Annotated in this window: 24 protein-coding genes; 20 read left to right on the top strand and 4 right to left on the bottom strand. The window is 34.4% G+C overall.

Annotation, left to right across the window (positions count from 1 at the left end):
• Window positions 1-54 precede the first annotated feature (54 nt).
• A complete protein-coding gene (locus R9X47_RS18090; protein WP_432662429.1) occupies window positions 55-258 on the bottom strand; it encodes a LexA repressor in 204 nt (67 codons plus the stop codon).
• Window positions 259-688: 430 nt separating this feature from the next.
• On the opposite strand from R9X47_RS18090, the gene R9X47_RS18095 reads away from it, so the two are divergent.
• A complete protein-coding gene (locus R9X47_RS18095; protein WP_432662430.1) occupies window positions 689-1,144 on the top strand; it encodes a hypothetical protein in 456 nt (151 codons plus the stop codon).
• A gap of 68 nt (window positions 1,145-1,212) precedes the next feature.
• Here R9X47_RS18095 and R9X47_RS18100 read toward each other — a convergent pair whose 3' ends face one another.
• On the bottom strand, window positions 1,213-1,956 hold the full coding sequence (locus tag R9X47_RS18100; RefSeq protein WP_432662431.1) for a LytR/AlgR family response regulator transcription factor: 744 nt from the start codon (window positions 1,954-1,956) through the stop codon (window positions 1,213-1,215).
• A 324-nt stretch (window positions 1,957-2,280) separates the two neighbouring features.
• A complete protein-coding gene (locus R9X47_RS18105) occupies window positions 2,281-4,059 on the bottom strand; it encodes a hypothetical protein (RefSeq protein ID WP_432662432.1) in 1,779 nt (592 codons plus the stop codon).
• 299 nt (window positions 4,060-4,358) lie between these two features.
• On the opposite strand from R9X47_RS18105, the gene R9X47_RS18110 reads away from it, so the two are divergent.
• Window positions 4,359-5,459: a DUF1266 domain-containing protein gene (locus R9X47_RS18110; RefSeq protein WP_432662433.1), complete on the top strand. Its 1,101-nt coding sequence runs from the start codon at window positions 4,359-4,361 to the stop codon at window positions 5,457-5,459.
• A 682-nt stretch (window positions 5,460-6,141) separates the two neighbouring features.
• Window positions 6,142-7,560 (top strand): NCS2 family permease, encoded by a 1,419-nt coding sequence (locus R9X47_RS18115; protein WP_432662434.1) that lies wholly within the window; start codon window positions 6,142-6,144, stop codon window positions 7,558-7,560.
• 102 nt (window positions 7,561-7,662) lie between these two features.
• Here the strand turns inward: R9X47_RS18115 and R9X47_RS18120 are convergent, their stop codons facing one another.
• Window positions 7,663-9,024, bottom strand: a complete 1,362-nt coding sequence (locus tag R9X47_RS18120; protein WP_432662435.1) for a M20/M25/M40 family metallo-hydrolase — start codon at window positions 9,022-9,024, stop codon at window positions 7,663-7,665.
• Window positions 9,025-9,927: 903 nt separating this feature from the next.
• Here R9X47_RS18120 and R9X47_RS18125 point away from each other — a divergent pair.
• From R9X47_RS18125 to R9X47_RS18205, 17 genes are all read left to right on the top strand, one after another.
• Window positions 9,928-10,098: a hypothetical protein gene (locus R9X47_RS18125; RefSeq protein WP_432662436.1), complete on the top strand. Its 171-nt coding sequence runs from the start codon at window positions 9,928-9,930 to the stop codon at window positions 10,096-10,098.
• A gap of 154 nt (window positions 10,099-10,252) precedes the next feature.
• Window positions 10,253-10,783 (top strand): phage scaffolding protein, encoded by a 531-nt coding sequence (locus R9X47_RS18130; RefSeq protein WP_432662437.1) that lies wholly within the window; start codon window positions 10,253-10,255, stop codon window positions 10,781-10,783.
• A gap of 434 nt (window positions 10,784-11,217) precedes the next feature.
• The gene (locus tag R9X47_RS18135) at window positions 11,218-11,646 is read left to right on the top strand and encodes a phage tail terminator family protein (RefSeq protein ID WP_432667653.1); all 429 of its coding nucleotides are present in this window, start codon (window positions 11,218-11,220) and stop codon (window positions 11,644-11,646) included.
• Window positions 11,646-12,719 (top strand): phage tail sheath C-terminal domain-containing protein, encoded by a 1,074-nt coding sequence (locus tag R9X47_RS18140; RefSeq protein WP_432662438.1) that lies wholly within the window; start codon window positions 11,646-11,648, stop codon window positions 12,717-12,719. The genes R9X47_RS18135 and R9X47_RS18140 overlap by 1 nt, the downstream gene beginning before the upstream one ends.
• A gap of 13 nt (window positions 12,720-12,732) precedes the next feature.
• Entirely contained in the window at window positions 12,733-13,179 is a 447-nt protein-coding gene (locus tag R9X47_RS18145) for a phage tail tube protein (protein ID WP_432662439.1), read from the top strand.
• Between the two features lie 11 nt (window positions 13,180-13,190).
• Window positions 13,191-13,589 carry a phage tail assembly chaperone gene (locus tag R9X47_RS18150; RefSeq protein WP_432662440.1) on the top strand — a complete coding sequence of 133 codons (399 nt, stop codon included), beginning with the start codon at window positions 13,191-13,193 and terminating at the stop codon, window positions 13,587-13,589.
• Window positions 13,590-13,609: 20 nt separating this feature from the next.
• Entirely contained in the window at window positions 13,610-13,765 is a 156-nt protein-coding gene (locus R9X47_RS18155) for a hypothetical protein (RefSeq protein ID WP_432662441.1), read from the top strand.
• An 81-nt stretch (window positions 13,766-13,846) separates the two neighbouring features.
• A complete protein-coding gene (locus tag R9X47_RS18160) occupies window positions 13,847-15,844 on the top strand; it encodes a hypothetical protein (protein ID WP_432662442.1) in 1,998 nt (665 codons plus the stop codon).
• Between the two features lie 15 nt (window positions 15,845-15,859).
• Window positions 15,860-16,279, top strand: coding sequence for a hypothetical protein (locus R9X47_RS18165; RefSeq protein ID WP_432662443.1), 420 nt, complete (start codon window positions 15,860-15,862; stop codon window positions 16,277-16,279).
• A gap of 3 nt (window positions 16,280-16,282) precedes the next feature.
• Window positions 16,283-17,251, top strand: coding sequence for an XkdQ/YqbQ family protein (locus R9X47_RS18170; RefSeq protein WP_432662444.1), 969 nt, complete (start codon window positions 16,283-16,285; stop codon window positions 17,249-17,251).
• Entirely contained in the window at window positions 17,251-17,676 is a 426-nt protein-coding gene (locus tag R9X47_RS18175; protein ID WP_432662445.1) for a DUF2577 domain-containing protein, read from the top strand. Before R9X47_RS18170 ends, R9X47_RS18175 begins: the two co-directional genes overlap by 1 nt.
• Window positions 17,676-18,119, top strand: coding sequence for a DUF2634 domain-containing protein (locus R9X47_RS18180; protein WP_432662446.1), 444 nt, complete (start codon window positions 17,676-17,678; stop codon window positions 18,117-18,119). Before R9X47_RS18175 ends, R9X47_RS18180 begins: the two co-directional genes overlap by 1 nt.
• Window positions 18,116-19,171, top strand: coding sequence for a baseplate J/gp47 family protein (locus tag R9X47_RS18185; protein WP_432662447.1), 1,056 nt, complete (start codon window positions 18,116-18,118; stop codon window positions 19,169-19,171). Before R9X47_RS18180 ends, R9X47_RS18185 begins: the two co-directional genes overlap by 4 nt.
• Window positions 19,164-20,201, top strand: a complete 1,038-nt coding sequence (locus R9X47_RS18190) for a putative phage tail protein (RefSeq protein ID WP_432662448.1) — start codon at window positions 19,164-19,166, stop codon at window positions 20,199-20,201. The genes R9X47_RS18185 and R9X47_RS18190 overlap by 8 nt, the downstream gene beginning before the upstream one ends.
• Window positions 20,202-20,207: 6 nt before the next feature.
• Window positions 20,208-20,597, top strand: a complete 390-nt coding sequence (locus R9X47_RS18195) for a phage tail protein (protein WP_432662449.1) — start codon at window positions 20,208-20,210, stop codon at window positions 20,595-20,597.
• Between the two features lie 17 nt (window positions 20,598-20,614).
• On the top strand, window positions 20,615-20,962 hold the full coding sequence (locus R9X47_RS18200) for a hypothetical protein (RefSeq protein ID WP_432662450.1): 348 nt from the start codon (window positions 20,615-20,617) through the stop codon (window positions 20,960-20,962).
• A 16-nt stretch (window positions 20,963-20,978) separates the two neighbouring features.
• Window positions 20,979-23,198, top strand: a complete 2,220-nt coding sequence (locus tag R9X47_RS18205) for a hypothetical protein (RefSeq protein WP_432662451.1) — start codon at window positions 20,979-20,981, stop codon at window positions 23,196-23,198.
• The last annotated feature ends 5 nt before the right edge of the window (window positions 23,199-23,203 follow it).

The raw sequence follows: 23,203 nt of genomic DNA on the forward strand, positions 1-23,203 counted from the left end.
CAAGGCTTTGCTGTTAGCAACAGATAGTTAGTTAAATAGAGACGCTATATTAATTTACAGTAACTTTATAGACCTTGATTTCTTTGATGTCATCTCAATATATTCGGCTCTCTCTAAGGTTTTTAAATGGCCATATACAGTGCTAGTAGATCTGTAATTACATATCTCCTGAAGCTCTCGAATAGTTGGAGCGTAGCCATTCGTATTATAATACTTTCTAATTGCTTTATATAAATTAACGTGAAAATCATTAAGCATAATATCACTTCCTTATTTTGTATCTTTTTAATAAATTATACACGAACATGCGTTCGATATCAAGGTGGTTTATGTTCCTTTTTTAAAAAAAATAAAAAAAATTTTAAAAAGAGGTTTACATTTTTATACAAAAACTCGTTCTAAATAAGTAGAAGGCAAATTTGTATTTTGGATAATAGCATTATTCACTTCGACCTTAACCAGAAATTTACTTGATTAGAGAAGAATTACAATAAAATAACGAACATTTGTTCGCGTTGTTCGTATTATTTTTATCTATTTTTTAGTACAATATATACACAGAATAATTAACTAATTAAATTAACTGGTGTTCATTAAAATAAATTGGGGTGTGTCAAATTATTTTAAAGGTAGAGGTATAAGAATCTTATTCAAAAGACAAATTACTAGCCTAAATGGGGGGGAGCTTATGACAAAGGAAATAGAAAAAGTACTTAAGAATATTAGAAAATACGATGCACAAATAAGTGATATTGAGTTAGAGATTGCGGATCTTAAAGATTTACATAGTATAAGTATTAGTGGAATCAATTACGATAATCTTGTAAAAACAAATAGCCTAATTTCTAAAACAGAGCTTCAAGCAATGAAAGATTTAGAAATAGAACGAACAATAGAGATACTTGAGTACAAGAAAAGACATCTTGAAAGATTCTTAAGTAGAATCGATAATGCTATTTGCAGTTTAAATGATATTGAGAAACAAATAATTCAGATGAAATGCATTGATAATAAGATTTGGCGTTTTATAACCTTCGAAGTAGGATTAGAAGAAAGACAATGTAGAGAGATTAAGAAAAGAGCCCTCAAAAAGATCTCTAATGTAATAAATATTGAAGATATCATTAAGTTTGATAAGATGTAATGAATATAGAATGAAAAAAGTGTGTATCCTAAACTACTTAGGAATACACACTTTTAGATTTATTATGATTAATACTCAAGTAGTTCTTTCAACAGCTTTATTTTACTACGACTTACAGGAATCGTATCGGAGATATTTTTAAAATGTATATCATAGGAGTAATTAATATTTTGAGTAAAGCCCTTAATCATATTCAAATTTACAATAAAGCTTCTATGGATTTTACAAAAGCTACAGTCAGATAACTTACTTTCGAAGTATTTTAAAGGATTATTTGAATGATACAGTTTTTTCTCAGTTTTAATATTAGTATATTTGTTAGAAGCCTTTATATAATAGATTTCTTCAGGATGCAATAATACTATGTTGTCATCCTCATAAACAAAAATTTTCTTAATAGTTTCCCTGTATTCATTACTTATAGACTGAACTAAATCCTTACTATAAGTATTCTTTATCCTTATAACCTTATCAATACATTGCTTTAGTCTCTTAGGGGATGTAGGTTTTAAGATATAATCAATGGCATTTACCCCAAAGGCGTTTAAAGCATACTCATCATGGGCTGTTATAAATACGATATGTACATCAGGATATTTTTCTAAGAGCTGTCCAGCAAGGTCAAGACCACTTATCTGTGGCATATCAATATCTAGAAAAATAACATCGGGCCTATGTGTATCAATATGATAAAAGCTTTCGTAGGGGTTTGAAAATGCAGCCACTACTTTCACTTCATCTATTTGCTCAAGCAAATAAGTCAATAACTTTAGTGCATTTGCTTCATCATCAATGAGCATAGCCTTTAGCATATGAACTCTCCTTTTCTAAATATAATTTCATAGGTATTTCTATAGTAATCATTGAGCTAGATACGATTGCAATACCATATTATATTAATATTTCTTAGATTGTCAAGAAGGCGCTTTAGGACTTAACTATAGAGAATAGATTGCTTTTTACTTGAGATATGTAGAGGAGATAGAGAATATAGAGAGTTATGAGGAGGATAAGATTTATTATAGAAAAAACTACTGTTGAGGAAATAGGCCGTAATGCCAAAAAAAAGAGGGATCGAATTACGATTTGAGAAAAGAGACCAACATAAGGAAGAAAAACCTATGTTGATCTCTTTTTTATTTTTTAATAGTTATTTTTTTTGAAGCCGATTTAATCATAACTGGTCCTTCATTCACTTTTACTTTCATAATATATTCTCCTGGTTCCAATGGCAGTTCTAGTCTTGGATAACCTAAATTTACTACATGAATAATTTTTTTATCTCCGCCCTTTATAAACTCAACAGTGGCATCGACAAAATCGCCATTAGGCTTATGAATCCTAATCATATTATTACCATAGCTATCCCAAATACCATATTTATCTACTAGGACTTCCCCAGGTAAGAACGTTTTTTGCTCCAAGTCAATTTCAACTTTAAGGTTTAGATCAAAATCTCTTATACAATCCTCAACATTATCTAGTTTTGTATTGAAGGAATATGACCATCCATCTTCAGACACAAGATACATGCTGATACTATCATTGATTTTCGTTGCATAGATTCCCTTAAAATTAGTAACTTTTTCAACATCTCCAGCTGATAAACCAGACATATTTGAAAAGCCATCATGACAAAAAGAGTCTATTAGTATAGGTTTCATATTGTCATATTCTCCATAATCAATATCGAGTTTTATCTCAGCTACCTCGTCTTTACTAAACTTAATCAAGTTTTCTTCTGGTTTAATAATGCAATTTCGCTTGAATAAACTATATGTATGTTCATTATCGTATGCTTTAACGTGAATGTTATATGTGCCAATCGGTATTTCCATAACATTCTTATATTCAAAGGATCCGACTTTAACTGAATAATCGGGTTTTATATCATCATCTGGGACTAAGTGAAGCTCAACATCTGCTATAGCATAGCCTTTTTCTGCAAAGGGGATGGAAACTTCTAGAGTACCATATTCCTTCTTATCCTCAAATTCAATACTTTTTCCTTGGTCTTCCTTTCTAAGGCGATAATGATATAATTTGTTTGCAGCTTTGAAATAAACTTCATAAATTTCTGCCTTAGACCAATCTAAATTTTCAAATGTTATATGGGTTTTTGAGTTGATAATTTCAAGTTTAGGATCTGCACTGTATTCTTCGAGATACCTAGAGCTATTATCATATTTATAATTAATTGTCATCCAAGGATTGACATTGATATCATCAAATACTAACTCAATTGCATTACTTGCAACTCTATCTGAGTATGGTTGTAAACCTTTAGATACGTGGCCTTCCTCTATTAGCTTATCAATAAGTGTTAGATCGGAATCCTTCAATGGTACTTTTAAAGCATTGAAAGATATTCCTATCATGTCATCTCTGATAAAGTTACTCCTATTAGTCATACGGTTTATTTCATCTTCATCTATTAGACCAAGCTCTTTAGCTTTATCTACTGCCTTAGTGGGTTCAAAATCTCCCTTTTTATCATCATATCCAAGTGATCTTAAAACAAAAATAATATATTGTGATAATGTTATTTTATCTTCTGAGCCGAAGGAAGTATTGCTTATGCCCTTACACAAACCTTTAGCATATGAATATCCAACATAATCGCTAGCCCAATAAGGTACATCCAGAAAACTGTGTGGGAACTTTTCTTGTTTTGCTAAACTCTCCTTTCCAAATAAGCGTACAATCATTACAGTAGCATCTATTCTAGTAACTTCCTTATCTAAATTAAACCCATCATTGCTTCCTTGCAATAAACCAATTACTTTCAGTTGATATGCTTTTTCAAAATTATATATTTCATTATCTTGTGCTAAAACTTCAGTATTGAGAATTGGTGAAAAAATTAATACCATTACAATAATCCATATTATATAGTTGTGAAACAGTTTATTCATACAGATTGCCCCTCCTTAAATATCACAATATTTCTACACTAATTTACTTCATTGTTAATAATTCGTCATTTTGTATTATTTTCCTTTATTTCTGTATTTTGGTCAATAATAAAATATAATCTTAAGGATGAAATAGCCTATTTTCATAAAATTAAGCTAAAAGAAACTACTATTTTCTTGAAAAATAGGAATATCATATTGTAAAATAAAGTTAACGTTGTTAAAATTATCATTGATTAATACTTCAGTAAATTGAGCTTTACTATATGAATTCACAAAAGTTGAAAGGGGTTATTGAAATGAATAGAAATAAGAGAGGATTTATCACCATTCTACTAATTGCATTTTTATTTTTTACATATTTACCTATAAACGTTGAACATACCTATGCAGAAAGTTACACATATAATGTATTCCTTAACGGGCATTTAGTAAACGCCTATAGACCTTCCTTTATAGCAGATGAAACAATGGCTACCGTTCCACTTAAGCCTTTCTGCGATTCGTTAGATGCTAAAGTAGAATGGGATGAAAATACTAAAAGTATTCTAGTAAGTAAAGACGATATTAAAATTACTTTACAAGTTGATAGTGATATTGCAAAGGGAAATGACAAAGAGGTAGAAATAGGTACTGAAATAACGACTCTACTTGATAAAACAATGGTACCAGTAAACCTCATAGGAGATATACTTGGATTAAAGGTCACCATAGATGAAGAAACTTCAACGATAATTATTGAATCAACCAAAATAGAGGATAAGCAAGATTACAGTAAAGAACAATTGGAATGGGGACTAGCAACCGATGCTATACTGGTTAAAATGAATAATGGAAGGTATGACTTGATTGGTATGGAAGAACCAACAGAGTATAATATTGAAAGAACAAAAATAGCCTTAAGTGAAAGTTGGGATATAAACAGTAGGGAAGACGCACTAAGCAGTATTAAATGGTTAAAAGAATCAGGACATAGAAAAACCTATAATAGAATGGTTTTCTATACAACGAAGATATCTGAAGAAGCATATAGCCGCTTGCTCAGTGGACTTGATGAAGAGGAAATTGAAGAATATGAATTTGTAAAGGAACACCATAAAAAAATTGGAGATAAGAGCTTGATTGCATGGGATTACTGTAGATTAGTTCATATTGTAGGTTCTTGTTATAAGATTGGGTATCTAGAGTACGATGAGGCAGTAAAAGAAATCATGGAGGCTGCTATAATACTTCAAAATACATTTTCATCATGGAATGAAATGAGTGAAAACTATGCTTGGGGAAGATATTTCTGGGGAGGAGAAGAAAGTTATAAACAAGTAAATACATTTAAGGATTGGCTTTTGGTAAATGAAAGAAGTCCATGGACTAAAATTGATTGGAATTTGCCTTTAAAATAGACTAAAGTATAGAACCAAAGTGTAAAAGTCCATATATACTATTATTTTGCTTATCAAGACAGAAAGAAGTAGATCTTATAATGTATATTTTGGATATCCTATAAATTGTAACATTAGTACTATTTCACAATTAAAATAAATATATTAAGATAACAAAATCTCAGCAGGCAAAAATGTCACTGAGATTTTTTTTGCCTTTATTAAAGATAGGTGATCTTTTTATACTGATAAATTTCTTACTGACAAAATATGTATTTTTGTGATTAGAACAAAAATTTAGTATTTTTAAATAAATAAGAAATTTAAGTTAATTATCAAAAGCATTTAGATTTGAGATATCTAACGACGACTTAAAGAAAACGTTGAAAAATCATAGCCTTAACAGAATATTTATTTCGAATAAATGAATTGTAAAAAAACATGCTAATTGGGATAAAATGAAAATTCATCAATATATTGTTGAGATACTTAGCTATAATAAGTTAATTAATTGACAATATTCTGGGGGCAGTTCGTAAATTTCTTACAAAGACAAGAAAAAGGAATACTGGTAAAATAAAGGAAGTTATTTGTCGAATCATGTTGCAGTGTTTTAGAGGGACTCCTGTATCCTAATAATTTATCTGCCAGTCAAAGCTTATTTTTAGCAAACGGGAAAACATTTTCTAAGGGAGGACATGAAGTGGAAATTTCAACTAAAAAGTCAGACTCAGTTTTAGAAAGGTACTTTGAACTATCAAAGTATGGCACCGATGTAAAAACAGAAGTAATAGCGGGAATAACTACCTTTGTAACAATGGCCTACGTTTTACTAGTAATTCCTAACATACTAAAGGTAGCGGGTATGAATTCCGCTGGTGTAGTTGGTGATGCAGCATTAGGATTAACAATTTTTAACGATCCAGTAATTGCTTCAATATTTGCAGGAACCTGTTTGATATCAGCCTATGGAACCCTTTCGATGGGCCTTTACGCTAGACTACCATTCGCTACAGCTCCAGGTCTAGGCCTTACTGCATTCTTTGCATATAGTGTAGTTTTAACATTAGGATATACATGGCAACAAGGTGTAGCTGCAGTTATGATTTCGGGTATTCTATTCATCCTCATAACAATAACATCGATTAGAGAGAAAATAATAGAATGTCTTCCACAAAACATTAAAGTTGCAATTGGCTCCGGGGTAGGACTTTTCATAGCACTTATAGGTTTAAAAAGTGGTGGTATAATCGTTTCAAACCCAGCGACATTGGTTGGTTTCGGAGACTTTACCAATGCAGGAGTAGCATTAAGTCTAATAGGTTTAACAATAACAGTTGTTCTTATGGCTAGAAATGTCAAGGGAGCAATACTTATCTCGATCATCTTAACAACTATTATAGGTATACCAATGGGTATTACTAATATTGAAGGAATACAGCTATTTACGGCACCTCCATCAATAGCACCGACTTTCGCACAATGGGATTTCAAAGGTTTACTAGGAAATGGTGAAACCGGTATTGGAGGAGCATTATTAAACATTGCTATGGTTGTATTAACAATAAGCTTCGTTGACTTATTTGACAACATAGGAACACTTCTAGGTACAGCTCAAAAAGGAAATATGATAGAGCCAGATGGAAAAGTAAGAAACATGAATAAAGCTTTATTATCGGATTCTGTGGCAACAACTCTTAGTTCATTCTTTGGAACTACTACAACATCTACTTACGTTGAATCAACTGCCGGTATAGCTGAGGGTGGTAGAACGGGACTTACATCTGTAGTAACAGGACTACTATTTATAGCATCACTATTCTTTGCTGGTTTAATTGGAGTTGTTCCAACTCAAGCTACAGCACCAGCTCTAATAGTTGTTGGAGCCTTAATGATACAATCAATAGGTAAAATAGACTTCACAGATTTTACAGAAGCCGTTCCAGCCTTCTTCACAGTAGCTATGATGCCTTTTACCTTCAGTATCGCAAATGGTGTAGCAGCAGGAATCATATTCTATCCAATAATGAAGCTTTTTACAGGAAGACAAAAAGAAGTAAATCCTATAATGTATATTTTAGCAGTACTGTTCATTGTAAGATTCTTGTTACTTCCTAACTAATATAAATATAGAATAGAATTAGAGGGTCTCATCCAAAGGAGAGACCCTCTAACATTTTTTTGCTTATATAGTTTTGATAGATAGAATCAAATACTCGATTAATTATTCGGCTGGAATTTCTGGATTGATATTCTTATATTTGTTAACTTTAGCTTTTAGACCATTAGCTGAGTGAGGCATTGGAGTCTTAGCCATATCATAGGTCATTGCAGTTACTAATGTACCCATATTATAAAGATCTGCTTTGCTAATCTTATCTAAGGAGTCTTCATCGGTATGATAATTATCGTCAGGACCATAATTTAGAAATACAACCGGGATACCAGCTTCTTCAAATGGAGCATGGTCACTTCTACTTGAAGCGCTACGTTCATATTTATGTCCAAATTCCTTGATATAGGTTTCTGCCAAGTCGGCTACAAAGGAAACAGAATCTTCGGTTAAAGTCATAACGCCCATAGTATCTCCTACGCCTACCATATCCATATTTATCATAGCGACAATATCGCCTAATTCGCTTTCACTTAAAGAAGATACATACTCATAAGAACCTACTAAGCCTACTTCTTCAGCTCCGAAGGCTATAAACTTAATGTTATAAGCCATTTTTTTAGAGGATAATACCCTAGCAACCTCTAAAAGAGTTGCAGCGCCAGAAGCGTTATCGTTAGCACCAGGAGTATCAACACAATCATAATGTGCTCCAATTACTATTGTCTGAGCCTTCTTACCATTTCCTCTGCTTGCAGGTAATGTACCTATAACATTTTGAGAGTAACTTTCCTCAAGCTCAGTATTGGCCTTCATTGTAACCTCTACTGTTTTTCCGTCTTCTAATAATGATAATAGATATCCACCATCTTCGTCGCTAAGGGCAATTGCTGGAATATCAGTAGGCTCGCCTAAGGTACCATTGATTATTCCAGGGCTATGGTTAAAAATAATTACTCCAATAGCTCCAGCATTCGCTGCGTTTTGAGTTTTAGCATTGAATGTGTAAGAGCCTCTTTGGATCAAAGCAATTTTATTTTTTACGTTGATATTTTCAAAATCGTCTACACCGCCTACGCCAGCGTATACTAGCTCAGCAGTTAATCCAGCGTGAGGTGTTGGAGGTGTATAGCTAAAGTTAATAGTATTGAACTCCCTCTCATTAGGTGCAATCATATTAAGCTCTGCTCCATTATCTAAGAAAGCAAGTATAGGAAACTTCTGTCTTTCAACTTTAAGACCATAACTTTCAAAGTGATTATCGATATAGTCTGCCGTATTGTGTTCGCCTTCGAAACCGGTTATTCTTGCATTATCTCTGTCGGCAAAATTAGCAATGTGATTATAGATCTTGTCAGCTGAAACCTCATCGAAGATATCCTTATGTACAGGTGCTGCCAGTGATACAGAAGAAGTTAAAAGAACCAAAATCATAATAAGAGATAAAACTTTAAATCTTGAGTTTCTTAGCATTACTTATGTCCCCCTTTAAATTTTTAATTTTACTCAACATTTTCCATGGAAAGTTATAAGCTGATCCAAATTTTCTATGGATAATTTGAGTTTGACAAGCAGGAAAGCTTGTTTATATATTTATATATATCTATCTAAAAAAATATGATAATTATCACAATAAATTTTATATATAAAAATAAGTTATGATTAAAAGGATAAGTAATATGAATAATAATTTTGAGATAGAGATAAGCAACTTCAAGGTTTAATAAATTTCAAAGAAAAATGTAGACACGTGCATTACTTTATTTGAAATCTATTTTAAATTTTGAACTCTGCCGCAAGTCTGCCGGAAAACTGCCGCAAGTCAGCCGCTTTTTCTTAAAAATCCGTATTATAATATAAAATGTAAAGAATTTATAAATTGACCTAGAAAATTTTATAGCAAGAGATATTGGAAAGAATAAAACTTGCTGTAAAAGTCAAAAAAGATCAATTTTTAAATAGAACCCTATTCTTTAAAATTACATAGTTACTCACAAATCGGACTAATGATCCCAGAGAAAACTAATTTCCTCTGGGATTTTTTAATTCAAAAAATTTAACCCAGATTATTCATGAAAAATTCAAAACTCTGCTGCGTCCTTTTGATTCTAAGGCATCCATCAAATTCTCGACGTACCGTATGGGTATGCCTTCGAACTTGATGAAAGCTTAGAATTCAAAATTACTTGCACCCTTTCAAACTTTTCATGAATAATCCGGGTTAAACCAAGATTACCCATAGAAAGTTTAAAAATGCTTAAGACAGTTTTAAATTTTCTATGAATAAGCTTGGTTGGGCTAAGTATTAGAACTTAGTGAGTTGATGGAACGATGGAAGTTTTATGATAGGAAAAAATAAAGAAAGGAGTTATAAAGATGCCAAGAATTATAGACTTGTTAGATGATAATGCAAAGACGAAGCTATATAGATTTACAAAACTGCTAATCGAAGATAAGAAGGATTTTACAATAGAGCAGGCTATGAAACAAGATAGCTACAGACGGATAAACAGAAGAATCAGACAAGTTGGATGGAAGGATTATTAAATAAAGCTGCCGAAAGACTGCCGGAAAACTGCCGCAAGTCAGCCGGTTTTTGCTTAAAATCGGTGATATACTTTAAAATACCAAAAGATTGTTGATAGTTAATATGAACTAAAAACCATACCTTAATAAAACCTATTAAGCAGGAGGTAATACAATGAGAGATTCAAAAGATATTCTAGGTAAAGAATTATATATCAAGATAAAAAACAAAATTGGAGATAAAAAAATAATAATAGATGACGAAAATTATATTCCGCGAAGCCGACTTAACCAAGTTATTCATCAGAAGAATGTATTTAGAAAAAACATTGAAACCTTAAGTAACCAGCTAGAAGAGATGAGAGAGGAAATAGAAGTAAAGAAACAACTGATTAAGAGACTGGAAAAGTCTGAGGAAAGATTAATCAAGGAAAATTCGAAAGTCAAAGATATATGTCTAGCTAAGGCTATTAAACTGGGAGCATTAAAAATGAATGCTAAGAACATACATGTAGTAAGTATGCTTATAGACAAAGTTGGCCTAAAAATCCTTGAGGATGGAAAAGTAAAGGGATTGGAAGAACAACTAAATAAATTGAAGGAAGATCAAAAGGATCTATTTACTGAAGATATTTTGATATCACTTATGGATATTCAAGATTCAGTAGGAAATCTGATTCAGAGAAAGCTAACAGAAAATTTATAACATAGAGATCTAAAATAGAGAAGAATTTTGAGGCTTGGGCAGAAGAATTATTGATTGAAAACACTAAACAAAATGACTGCCGAAAGACTGCCGGAAAACTGCCGCAAGTCAGCCGGTTTTTACTTGAAATCGGTGATATACTTTAAAATATCAAAGAACTCATTCGTGGCGTTGCACGTTAAACACGTATCGAAAAGTAAAGAACAATATTAATAAAAAACTTAAAGGATATCCTGAGATATTAAGAAGTAACAATTTATAATAAGTGAAACTAATTTTATAAAGCTACTCATCAAAACGTTTTGAAACCATAGTAATGCTACTTTAAGGATTAATAAATTTCAAGGTAGCATGGCTACAAAAGAAAATTTTATAGACATCAGTACTTACATAGGGCTGCAGCCTGATGTCAAGGAGTGATAGAAGTGAAGCTGATGGAAATCAAGGATGTAATTAAAGCTAAGCTGACAAATAGCTTCCCAGATCATAATATCTATATAGAAGAAAATGTAGGGGAAATATTAAAGCCTGCTTTAGTAATTCGTGTCTACCCCATTTCTATGGCTATAGAAAATAAGTACCACAGAAGAAAATTCATTAATGTACAAATCTATTATCATTCTGAAAATGGTACCAATGGGGAAGACCTCGATATGATAGATGCACTATATGAAGTATTTGATCCAGTATTAATTGTAAAAGATAGGATACTTCCAGTAGGCGTCATACACACCCGAGTTAAAGACAACACCTTAAGATTGTCCTTTAACCTCGATTTTATAGATAGTATAGATGAAACAAAATCATACAACTATGAAGAATATGAATTAATGGAAGAGTTAGAAATGAAGGAGGAATTTTAATGGGATTACCAGAGATACTTATAAACTTTAAAACACAAGGAACAACTGCTATAGAGCGTAGTGCAAGAGGTATCGTGGCACTGATATTAAAGGACGATACTAAAGCCTTTGACACAAAGGTATACAAGTCAATAGCAGAAGTTGATGCAGCCGATTGGACTGCCGATAATAAGGACTATATTGAAAAAACATTTATGGGAACACCTAGTCAAGTAATCGTAGAAAGAATAGCAACTTCAGATACTGATTATGCAAATGGACTTGTTAGATTAAAGAACAAGAAATGGAACTATCTTGCAATTCCAGGGATTGCTTCTGGGGATGTTGCTAACATTATTTCATGGGTTAAGACTGAAAGAGATACAAATAAGAAAACATATAAGGCTGTATTACCAAATGCTGTGGCTGATCACGAAGGAATCATTAACTTTGCAACAGAGGGGATTGTGGTGGCTGTTGATGATACAACTACTAAAACCTACAGCGCTAGTCAATACACTGGTAGAATAGCTGGAATATTAGCAGGCTTACCATTTACACGTAGTGCCACTTACTATGACTTAAGTGAAGTAGAATCAATTACAGAAGCAACAGATCCAAACGCTGATATAGACAGCGGTAAATTAATCCTTATCAATGATGGAACAAAAATCAAGATAGGTAGAGGTGTAAACTCCCTAACTACAACTACTGGAACAAAGGGAGAAGAATTTAAGAAAATCAAAATAGTAGATGCGGTAGATCTAGTTCGTGATGATATTAGAAATACCTTTGACGGTTCTTATGTTGGAAAGATCACTAACTCATATGATCATAAGGTATTGTTCCTATCAGCAGTGAATGCATATTTTGAAGAGCTAGAAAGATCAGAAGTATTAGATAATGCCTTTGACAACAAGGCCGAAATAGATACAGAATCCCAAAGAACATATCTTATGTCTAAGGGTGTAGATGTTGATGCCTTAAAGGAACAGGAAATTAAGGAATACAACACAGGAAGTAAAGTATTTGCAAGTGCAAGAGTGAAGTTCCTAGATGCTATGGAAGACTTACAAATGGAAATATTTATGTAGGAGGTAATTGAATATGTCAAATAGAATAAGCGGAAATAGAGTAATTAACGGTACGTGGGGAGAAATCTGGTTAGATGGAGATAAGGTTAGTGAATTAACTGGACTAGAAGCCAAGATTACCCTGAAAAAAGAAGATGTAAATATGTGTGGTGTACTAGCCAAGGATACAAAGATCACGGGCTGGGAAGGAAAAGGAACAATAAAGCTACATAAGGTAAGCTCAAGAATGGCAATCAAATTGGGCGAAAGCATTAAGAAAGGGAAGGACGTTAGATTTACTGTCCTTGCTAAATTAGCTGATCCAGATACTGTTGATGCACAGGCTGAAAGAATTGTATTAAAGGATGTAAGCTTTGATGATTTAACACTAATGAACTTTGAAACAAAGGCATTAGGAAAGGTAGAGTGTCCTTTTACATTCACTGATTACGATTTCATTGACTTAATACAACCAAAATAGGAGTGATATAAATGAATACATTAGATCTATTACTGCAGCTAGATGAAAGCAAACTTAAAAAACCTTGTAAAGAGGTTGAAATGAAGAGATTATCGGAGCTGACAGGCGAAAGAGTTATCTTTAAGGTTGAAGCGTTAACACCAGCTAAAATGGAAGAAATTCAAGAAATGGCTATGGATGAAAGCATGGAAAACATTAATGTTTCTGAGCTTCAAATCATGACTGTTCTAGAAGGTGTTAAGGACCCTAGCTTTAAATCTAAAGAGCTAATGGACAAGTTTGGAGTATATACTCCAAAGGATTTGATCAGAAAAATACTTCTTCCAGGTGAAATCATCACCCTATATAACATAGTAGGAGACTTAAGTGGTTTTGATGGCGGAGCCGTTGAAGAGGTAAAAAACTCATAAGTACAGATGGTCTAACCCAAATGATGTATTACTATTGGAATACAAAGGGGATTAGACCCTCTGTACTGTATAACATGCCAAAGGGTGAACTCCTATTAATAATGGCATTTTATGAGGAAGAGATGAAGGAAAGAGAAAAAATGATGAAATCTAGTATGGATGAATCATATTTCTAGATATAAATAGGTAACAGTTTAGATAATAGAAAGCGCCCTTTATAGGGTGCTTTTTGTTATCTTTATGAAGGTGGTGAGAGGATGGAAGATACAAAGAAAGAGCAATTAGAAAGGTCTAATAAGAGATTAGCTAAAATTATTTATAATAATAGAGAAAAAATACTAGCTGATAATGCCAAATTTGAGCCATATATTGAGCCGTATGTTGAGCCCAAAAAAGTTATGAAGAAAGAAGAAGATGTGGATTTGTTAGATAAATTTTTTACTGTAACTAGGATAAAAGCTCTAACAAAAAGTACAAAAGGAAGTCTATTTGTAAATAGTGTAAATATTGCAAGAGGATGGAAGGATGGCAAGAAGAACGTAACTACTGTTATGTCAAATTATAGAGATGCTATAAAAATTGCAGCTCGAAACTCGAACAGGAATGTAGCAAAAAACGTTGTATATAGAGAGGCAGCCTCCAACCTTGCAAATAAGAGGCTGGCGAATACTATTAAAAATGCAAAAAGAAAAGGTATCCCATTGTTAGAAAAAGATATCAATAGATTTAAGCAAATCTTTAAAGGGGATGCACAAACAGAACTCATTGGAAAAATGACAAAGGGGCAGACATCTAAGTACAATAATGCAATGAATATGTTTCAAAAAGATTTGCAGAAGAATCCTAAGATGAAAAAGCTCCTAAAGCCATATGGAGTAAGGAACTTAATTACAGATAAAATTGCAAATACAAAGGTTGGCAGATGGCTTGGAGGGAAAGTTACAAACTCTAAGACTTTATCAAAGGTCGATGATACGGTTAAAAGTATTACTAATTCAAAATTTTTAAAAGGTGCTAGTTCAAAGGTCAATGATTTGGCTAAGGCAACTAGAAATTCAAAATTTATAAAAACTTCCATATCAAAAGTTGATGATGCTGCAAAAGCAGTTGCAAGCAATAAGGCTTTTAAATTTGGAAAAAAAGCACTTAACTCAAAGCTTACTAAAGGGCTTGGTAAAGCTTTTACAGGCATGGGTTATGCAATGAATACGTATACAATATTAAAAGATGAGAGTAAATTTAAGAAAGTATTAGCTGGTATAGATTTGATAGGTGATGTTGCTGGAACGGCTCTTGCGTCTACAGGAGTTCTAGCTCCGCTTGGAGGAGCGATTTCTTTTGGTACCTCGGCCTTAAATTTTGCTGGGTCGTGGGCATATGACAAATGGTTTAGTGATTCCCTTAAAAATAAGCTAGACAATATATCTGGAAAATATGTTGTAGATCCAATAGCAGCAGCAGGTAAAAAGCTATGGGGAGCTGCTAAAAATAAAGTAAAAGCATTCAAGAAAAATCCAATTAAAGAATTGGCTAAGACTAGTATGGCCATAGCAAATCCCCTAGGATATGGGGCATTTAAGCTCGGTAAAAAAATTGGGAAACCATTTATGCCTAAAATTACAAGTGCTTTAAAGACAGCTAAAGATACAGTCTCTAATAGTATCAAGACCAAAATGGATGCATTCAAGAAAAATCCTGTTAAAGAAGTAGCAAAAACCCTTAATCCAGTAGGGTATGGAGCATTTAAGCTTGGACAAAAATCTGCAGAAGCACTAAAGGTAAAGGCTGCTCCTTTAATAAGTAAAGCCGCAAAGCAAATTCAAAAAGCTAAAAAGAAGAGTCTTAACTTTATAAAATCAATGAAAGACAGGCTATTTAAGGAAGGAACAAATAATTCATTCAACCCAAATAATAGGTTAAATAAAATAATCAAAGGCAGAACCCGCGGTATAGGAATAACAAACCAGAAGAAACCATCTGAAAAACTCATTAGGGGTGTCAGATTCAAACAAAGGCAACCAAGCAGTAGCCTAATTGATCTATACCATAATGAATCTAGAGGCATTAAAAATAATAATACTAAAACAAACTATAATAGAAGAGTATTAGAAGCAAAGCTGTTAGGAACTAAGAAACATAATTCGAATAAAAACAACTTTACAATCAATATAAACGGCAGTGGTTTATCAGTAGATGACATGGCCAATGAATTAGCTTCAAAAATACAAACGACTATGGCAAATATGTATGCGTAAAGGAGGACTGGAAATATGGATATCTTTTTATCGATAAATAATAGAGAACAAGTAATAAAGCTTCCTGTCCTTCCAGCTGAATTTAAGATTCAATCAGGAATGAAAAACGAAACCTATGATACCATAAGCCAAGGAGAAATAAAGCTGATAGGAATGGACTCACTAAACTCCATATCAATACAGTCATTTTTTCCCGATAAAGATTATGCCTTTCTAAGAGATGGTGGATATAAGGGATGGCAATATGTTGAGATCATAGAGAAATGGAAGACTAGGAGAGTACCCATTAGATTAACTATTACAGAGTCTCCAATCAATATGGCTTGTACCATAGAATCCTTTGAATATGGTATGCAGGATGGAACAGGAGATATATACTATACCCTTACCCTGAGTGAATTCAAATTCATAAATCTCAATCAAAGTGAGGTGTAGTATATGCATCAGCTATATAATGTTTCTAATAATACACAAACTAACATTACACCTTTGGTTGGAAACCTACAGTGGAGAAGCAATATAAATGAACTAGGAGAGCAGTTGGATTTTGAGGTTGCCTTTAATGATGATAGATATTTTCCAGTCAATCCTGTAGATTTAGGGAGTATGATCAGGCTGGAAAATGAAGATGAAATCTTTAGAGGGATAGTCGTATCTGAACAAAGAAATGGCAGGAATGCTATCAACTACACCTGCTTTGATTACGCCTTTTATCTCAATAAAAGCAAAGAGATATATCAATTTAACAAGATACCAGGGCAAAAGGCAATAGAAACTATTTTAAATGACTTTAAAGTCCCCATAGGAAGTATAGCCCCTATAACTACACTCATCAACAAAATATACTATGACAAACCCCTTAGCGATATCATAAAAGAAATTATAGATATTGCAGAAAAGGAAAAAGGAGTTAAGTACAGGATGGAAATGAGACAGGGAAAGCTATATATAGAAAAACAAGAGGATTTGGTCATAAAAGCAAGCTTCAAGCTGGCTGAGAATATCCAGCCCTATGATATAACCAGTGCCATATCTAGTCCAAGTAGAAAAAGAACCATAGAGGATATGAAGAACAGTATCAAGATAGTATTCGATGATAAAGTATTAGCAGAAAAAAAGGATGACAACCTCATTAGTAAATACGGTGTATTACAGGAAATAAGAGCCATAGATGAAAATGATACTGCTAAAGCAAGAAACGTAGCTCAAAATATGCTTAAGGAACTGGGGAAGATATTTGAAGAAAACTCAGTAGAAATGATAGGAAACGATAAAGTTAGAGCAGGAAGGATTATTGAGATAGAAGAGCCTGTGACAGGAATGAGCGGCCAATACCTCATTAAAGACGTAACCCATACAATAAAAAACGGCATACATCGTATGCAGGTAGGATTAGGGGTGAAATAATGAACGGTATTAGTGAATTAGCAAAACTATTTAAGGAAAGAGAAAACAAATCTTACCTTGGACCACAGATTGGGAAGATCATTAGTCCATTGCCCGATATACAAGTAGCCCTGGGTGACAAGATAATACTTACAAAAGAACATCTAATGATTGCAAGCCATATCCTAAAGGATTATGAAAGGGAATTTGCCATAGAAGGTAAGGTGCAGCTTTCACAAGAGAATGCAGGAGAAACAAACACTGCCTCCGTTGGCGATCATGGTTCCCATAAACATACAGTGGCACAACTAAATATAGATACTGGGTATAAAAGTACAGGGAAGATAAAGTGGACAGATTCATTAAAGATCGATGACGAAGTAATCTTGATTCCAACTGTCAACGAGCAACAATACTATGTAATAGATAAGGTGGTGAGACTATAATGCTACCTCAAGTAACACAATTACAATTTAAAACTACTAACAATACAGATTTACCGGAAACGGGTAAGTCTTTTTTATTTGATTTTGAAGCAGGTGACTTCGTTTTAAAAGATGGAAGATTAGTGGAAATATCTGACCTTGAAGCCATAAAGGTATGGATAGAGAAGATACTAAGAACTGAAAAATACAGATACAAGGTCTATGAGAGAGAAGATAAAAATGAATATGGTGTAGTACTAGAAGACCTTATAGTAGGAAACAATTTTCCTCACTCCTTTGTGGAAGCAGAGCTGAAAAGGGAGATATCTCAGGCTCTTACAAAGCACCCAATGATCCAATCACTATCGGATTGGGAGATTGAGAAAAAAAATCCCACCTTAAAAATATCATTTAAGGTGAATCTGATTGATGGAAATAGCTTTGCCCAGGAGGTGAGTCTATGATCACACGGGAGGAAATAAAAAATCGTATGCTCTCGATGATAAAGGATGAATACGATAAGTCAGAAGGAAGCTTCTTTTATGATGTAATAAATACACTAGCAATAGAACTAGAGGATGCATATAAGGATCAAAATACAATCTTGGATAAAGGGTTTGTTGAAACATCAGAAGATGAGTACCTTGATAGGAAGGCCCTAGAAAAGGGAGTACACCGAAAACCACCTACAAAGGCAACTACAACCGTAATCATACAAGGCTCAGAAGGAGTAAACATAGATAAGGGAATGCTTGTAGCAAGTGATAACGTAAACTTTATTGTACAGGAAAGGAAAACAATAGACAGTACAGGAGCTATAAGTGTACTTGTAGAGTGTGAAAAGGATGGCGTCCTAGGGAATGTTCCCAAGGGAGCCATCAAATACTTTCCCATTACAATATCAGGATTATCCAGCGTAACCAATCCAGTGGCAGTAACAAACGGCTATGATGGAGAAACCGATGATGAATTAAGGAAGAGATACTATGAAAAGGTAAGGACACCGGCAACATCGGGGAACAAATACCACTATAGAAACTGGGCATTAGAGATACCAGGTGTAGGAGATGTGAGGGTGATTCCACTGTGGAATGGCAGGGGAAGTGTAAAGATAATAATAATCGACACCGACAAAACCGGAGCTGAACAAGAACTGGTAGATAAGGTCCACAGCCATATTGAAGAAAATAGACCCATAGGTGCTACCATAACCACGGTATCTGCAACAGAAGTACCTATAGATATAGAGGCTTTTCTGACGATAGACACAGATAACTATGAAATAGAACAAGTAAAATCTAATATAGAAAAGAACGTGTCAGGCTATCTTAAAGAAATAGCCTTCATCGGAAACTATGTAAGTCATGCCAAGCTAGGAAGTATAGTATTGGACTCAGAAGGAGTTCTAGACTATAGGGGTCTAATAGTGAATGAAAAAAATAGCAGCGATGAAGAACCTAACATTAAAATAGAACACGAAGAAGTTGCAGTACTAGGGGTGATAACAATTGTCTAATAAATTACTCAAGCATCTTCCCGATTACTATAGAAAAAGTACAGTAATGACAAATGTTACAGATACCCAAAACGAAGAAATTGATAAATTTGTAGATAGGATAGAAAGCACCCTGAATCAGTTTTTCGTAGATACAGCTGATTCAACCTTAGAAAGATGGGAAAGGGAGCTAGGTATCCCCGTAAGCAATAATAAACCTATTGATCATAGAAGAGGTGTCATAAAAGGAAAGCTTATTGGTCAAGGAACCTTTACAAAGGCTAAAGCGGAGGACTTAGCTAACTCCTATAGTAAAAACAATATCGCAGAATATATCAATATCCCTGAGGAATATGCCTTCAAGACAAGGCACGACGTAGATGACTTAATTGATCTAGCTGGGTTGGAGAAATCCTTTGAAGAATCTAAGCCCGCCCATCTAGAACATATAATAGGCCTCATTACAAGGCTTACAATGGGGCCTGATTTGGAAGATATACACATGACTCTACAGACATCTACGGATATGTACAGTGAAGAATTCCAATATAAAGTAATATACAAGCTAAAGGCGATAATGCTAGGCTACAGCGAAATCAATCCAGAAACCATAGAGGAACGCTACACCAATGGTGCAGGACTTATGGATGGTTCAAATAGCCTAGGTGGTAAAAATCCTAAAAACATGCTGTACTACCTAGTGCATGCTAACGATTTTAAGGAAAGAATTAGACAGAACTTATGTACACCTATAAACCTATACCACAATAAGAGTGAAAGATTTCACATTACCATGTCCTATGATTCAGGACCAATCTACGAAAAACAGGAACATATAAATGAAGGAGTAGACTTACTAGGATTTACAGAATACAACCCAGATAAGCTCAATATAGACTACACAAATGGAGCCTCGAATCTAGATGGAAGTAGAGATCTAAATGGAGAAAATGAGGAAGGTGTAGATTATTATGTAAGGGCAGCTGATGAGCTTACAATAAAAATATATAAAGACCATACCTTAATAAAGACAGAAACAATAAGGAGGTAAATAAAGATGGCAAGTATTAAAACAAATATAGGAAGAGAAAAATTAGCACAGGCGCATTCTGGTACAAAACCACTGCCACAGATCACACATATAGCATTTGGAAGTGGAGGAACTATGCTGATAGAGAATAAGTACGCACCTAAAGAACTTACAGGAGCTGAAACAACACTATTTAATGAGGTCATAAGGAAAGAACCAGTAAAAAGCTTTCCTGATATCTATACTGCTAGATACAGTGCGACAATAGATGCCGATGTAGATGGATTAGTAGGTATAGACATAAACGAAGCCTGTCTAATCGACGAAGAAGGAGATATAGTAGCTATTAAAACCTTTACTAACAAAGGGCTAGAAGAAAAAACAATTATAGACTTTGATTATGATGCAAAGTTTTAGTAGGGGAGGTAATAAGTATGATGATAGATTCATTGAAATTACAGACTCTTATTGGGGTTTCTAAAAAGGAGATGAGTAAAAGCGTAGAGGGATTTAAAACTAGTACACCTGACCATGCCGATTACTTTAACCAAGCATTGCAGCAGCTTATAGATAACGATATGACTCTAGAGAATCAAACTAATGAAGCTGTGAGAAGTCTTAAGCTTAATCAGCTGGATATAGCTGTGGAACTGGAAACCTTAAAAGGTGCTGTACTTACAGGGGTGAATGCCAATGTTATGGTGCAGACATTTTCGGATTTAGAAGGGACTTTAATACAAGGTATTTACAATAATATGGAAAAGAAACTAATAGTTAAGTAAGGAGGCACAAAATTTTATGACAAAAGTATATACTTTTACAAATTGTGGTGCTACTGGTAAAAGAGGTCCTGACCAATCTCAAGTAGATGCTGAGTATGTAGATTCAAACTTGCAAGGAGATGTAACAGTAACTGGCTATGGTGTACAAGAATGGATGGTACCTGCTACATGTAATTATAGGATTATAACCTATGGTGCACAAGGAGGACACAATGGTTATTCAACTGATGGTGCTTATGGAGCAAAAATACAAGGAGATTTTAACTTGCAAGCAGGTGACATACTTCAAATAGTTGTAGGACAAAAAGGGGAGACGTCATCAGTTTATTCTGCTCCTGGTGGTGGAGGTACATTTGTAGTTAAAAAAGGTGATGCCCAACCATTAATAGTAGCTGGAGGTGGTGGCGGTTGTGGTAACAGTGGTGATCGAAAAGGGGTTGCTGGGACTACAAACATTGACGCTACTGGAGATAGTGGAGGTTATGGTAACCATGTAAACAATAGTCGAGGAAAACTTTGTGGACATAATGGTGAAGGTGGTACGACTGGAGATACGGGCTACAGCACTACTAACGGCGGTGGCGGCGGTGGTGGATGGTACTCAGATGGTACGCCGAAGCTAAGTAACTCTGGTAATCCTGGACTAGGTTGGAACAATGGCCTTCTAGGAGGAAATTCAAGAGATAATAATTCATCTGGAGGCTTTGGTGGAGGTGGAGGAAACCATGAAAGCAGCGGAGGTGGAGGTGCCGGCGGGGGTTATTCAGGTGGTGCTGGCGGTACAAGTAGAAGCAGTTATTTTGGTGGAGGTGGAGGCGGTAGCTATAATGCAGGAACTAATCAGATAAATGTAAGTAATGATAATGCGGGTCATGGTTTAGCGACCATTGAAATGTTAAATAACTCTCCAGGTATCCCAAGTAGCTTAAATCCAAAAGGTACAAATACAAGTCCTGCAATAATTGCGACTCTAAGGCCTACCTTAAGCTGGACATTTACTGATTCAGATCTAGAAGACGCACAAGCTAAGTATCAAGTAAATATCTATAAAGCCTCAGACAATAGTCTTATTAAGGACACTGGAGAGATGTCTAGTAGCATTGCAAGTCATAAGGTACAAGCTGAAATCCTACAGTCAAATACAAAGTATTACTGGCAGATTAAAGTATGGGACAATAATGGTTTAGATAGCCCCTTTTCTACAAGTCAATACTTCCAAACTACACAGGTACCAACTACAATACCTATTAGCCCATTAGGAATTTCAGAAAATCCAAAAGGGACAAATGAAACACCACGTTTAGAATGGCATTATGATGACCCAGAAAGCCATACCCAGGCATATAGCCAGATAGTTATTAAAGACAAAAGCAACAATGTGGTACATGATACAGGAAAAATATCTAATATAAATCCATATTATGATGTGCCAGATGCAGCACTTACACCAGGTGAGACCTACAGTTGGGCTGTAACCGTATGGGATAGTTCTGATATGTCTAGTACGGAAACGACGGAGCAGTACTTTATTACCAATATGCCTCCTGAAAAGCCTTCAAATCCAAGTCCAATAGATAATCATAGGGTGCCATTAAAGCCAACATTAGAATTCACAGCACCTATAGATGCTGAAAACGAAAATATCCACTTTAAGCTTGAGCTAGCAGCTGACGATGTTTTTACTAATTCAACAGTAAAGGATAGCAGCATAGATGCTACAGGATGGGAATATTACAATGGAACTACATGGGAACCATTATCATCGGCAGGATTGGCGGCTGAAGACTATGGTAAAAAGATTCGTTATAGATTCCAAGAGGATTTGGTAGAAGGGGATACCTACTACTGGCATGTTGCAGGATATAACCTGAATATAGGAGCACCAGGAGAATACAGTGATAGTCAACGTATACGTGTAGGTAACAGCATAGTATACATAGACGAGCCACAAACTACAACGGCAAAGTCTGAAAGAATACTTGGAAAGGTATTTTTAAATCTTGCAACTGATGGGATCCTACCGGCATCTTGGATGCTAGAGGTGTGTAATAATGGTTTTGATGAAAACCCAACATGGGAGGATATGACCCAAGCAGCAAAAGACGGAGCATACCATGTATTTACTAACGATACTAAAACAGCTACAGAATGGGCAGTAAACTATAAACTTACAGTCCAAGCTAACGACACTATGGGACCAGTAGAAGTCCAGGCCGTTAGTATATCCTTTGACTAAGGGAG

The organism is Wukongibacter baidiensis, from assembly GCF_050888315.1.
Lineage (GTDB): Bacteria > Bacillota > Clostridia > Peptostreptococcales > Caminicellaceae > Wukongibacter > Wukongibacter baidiensis.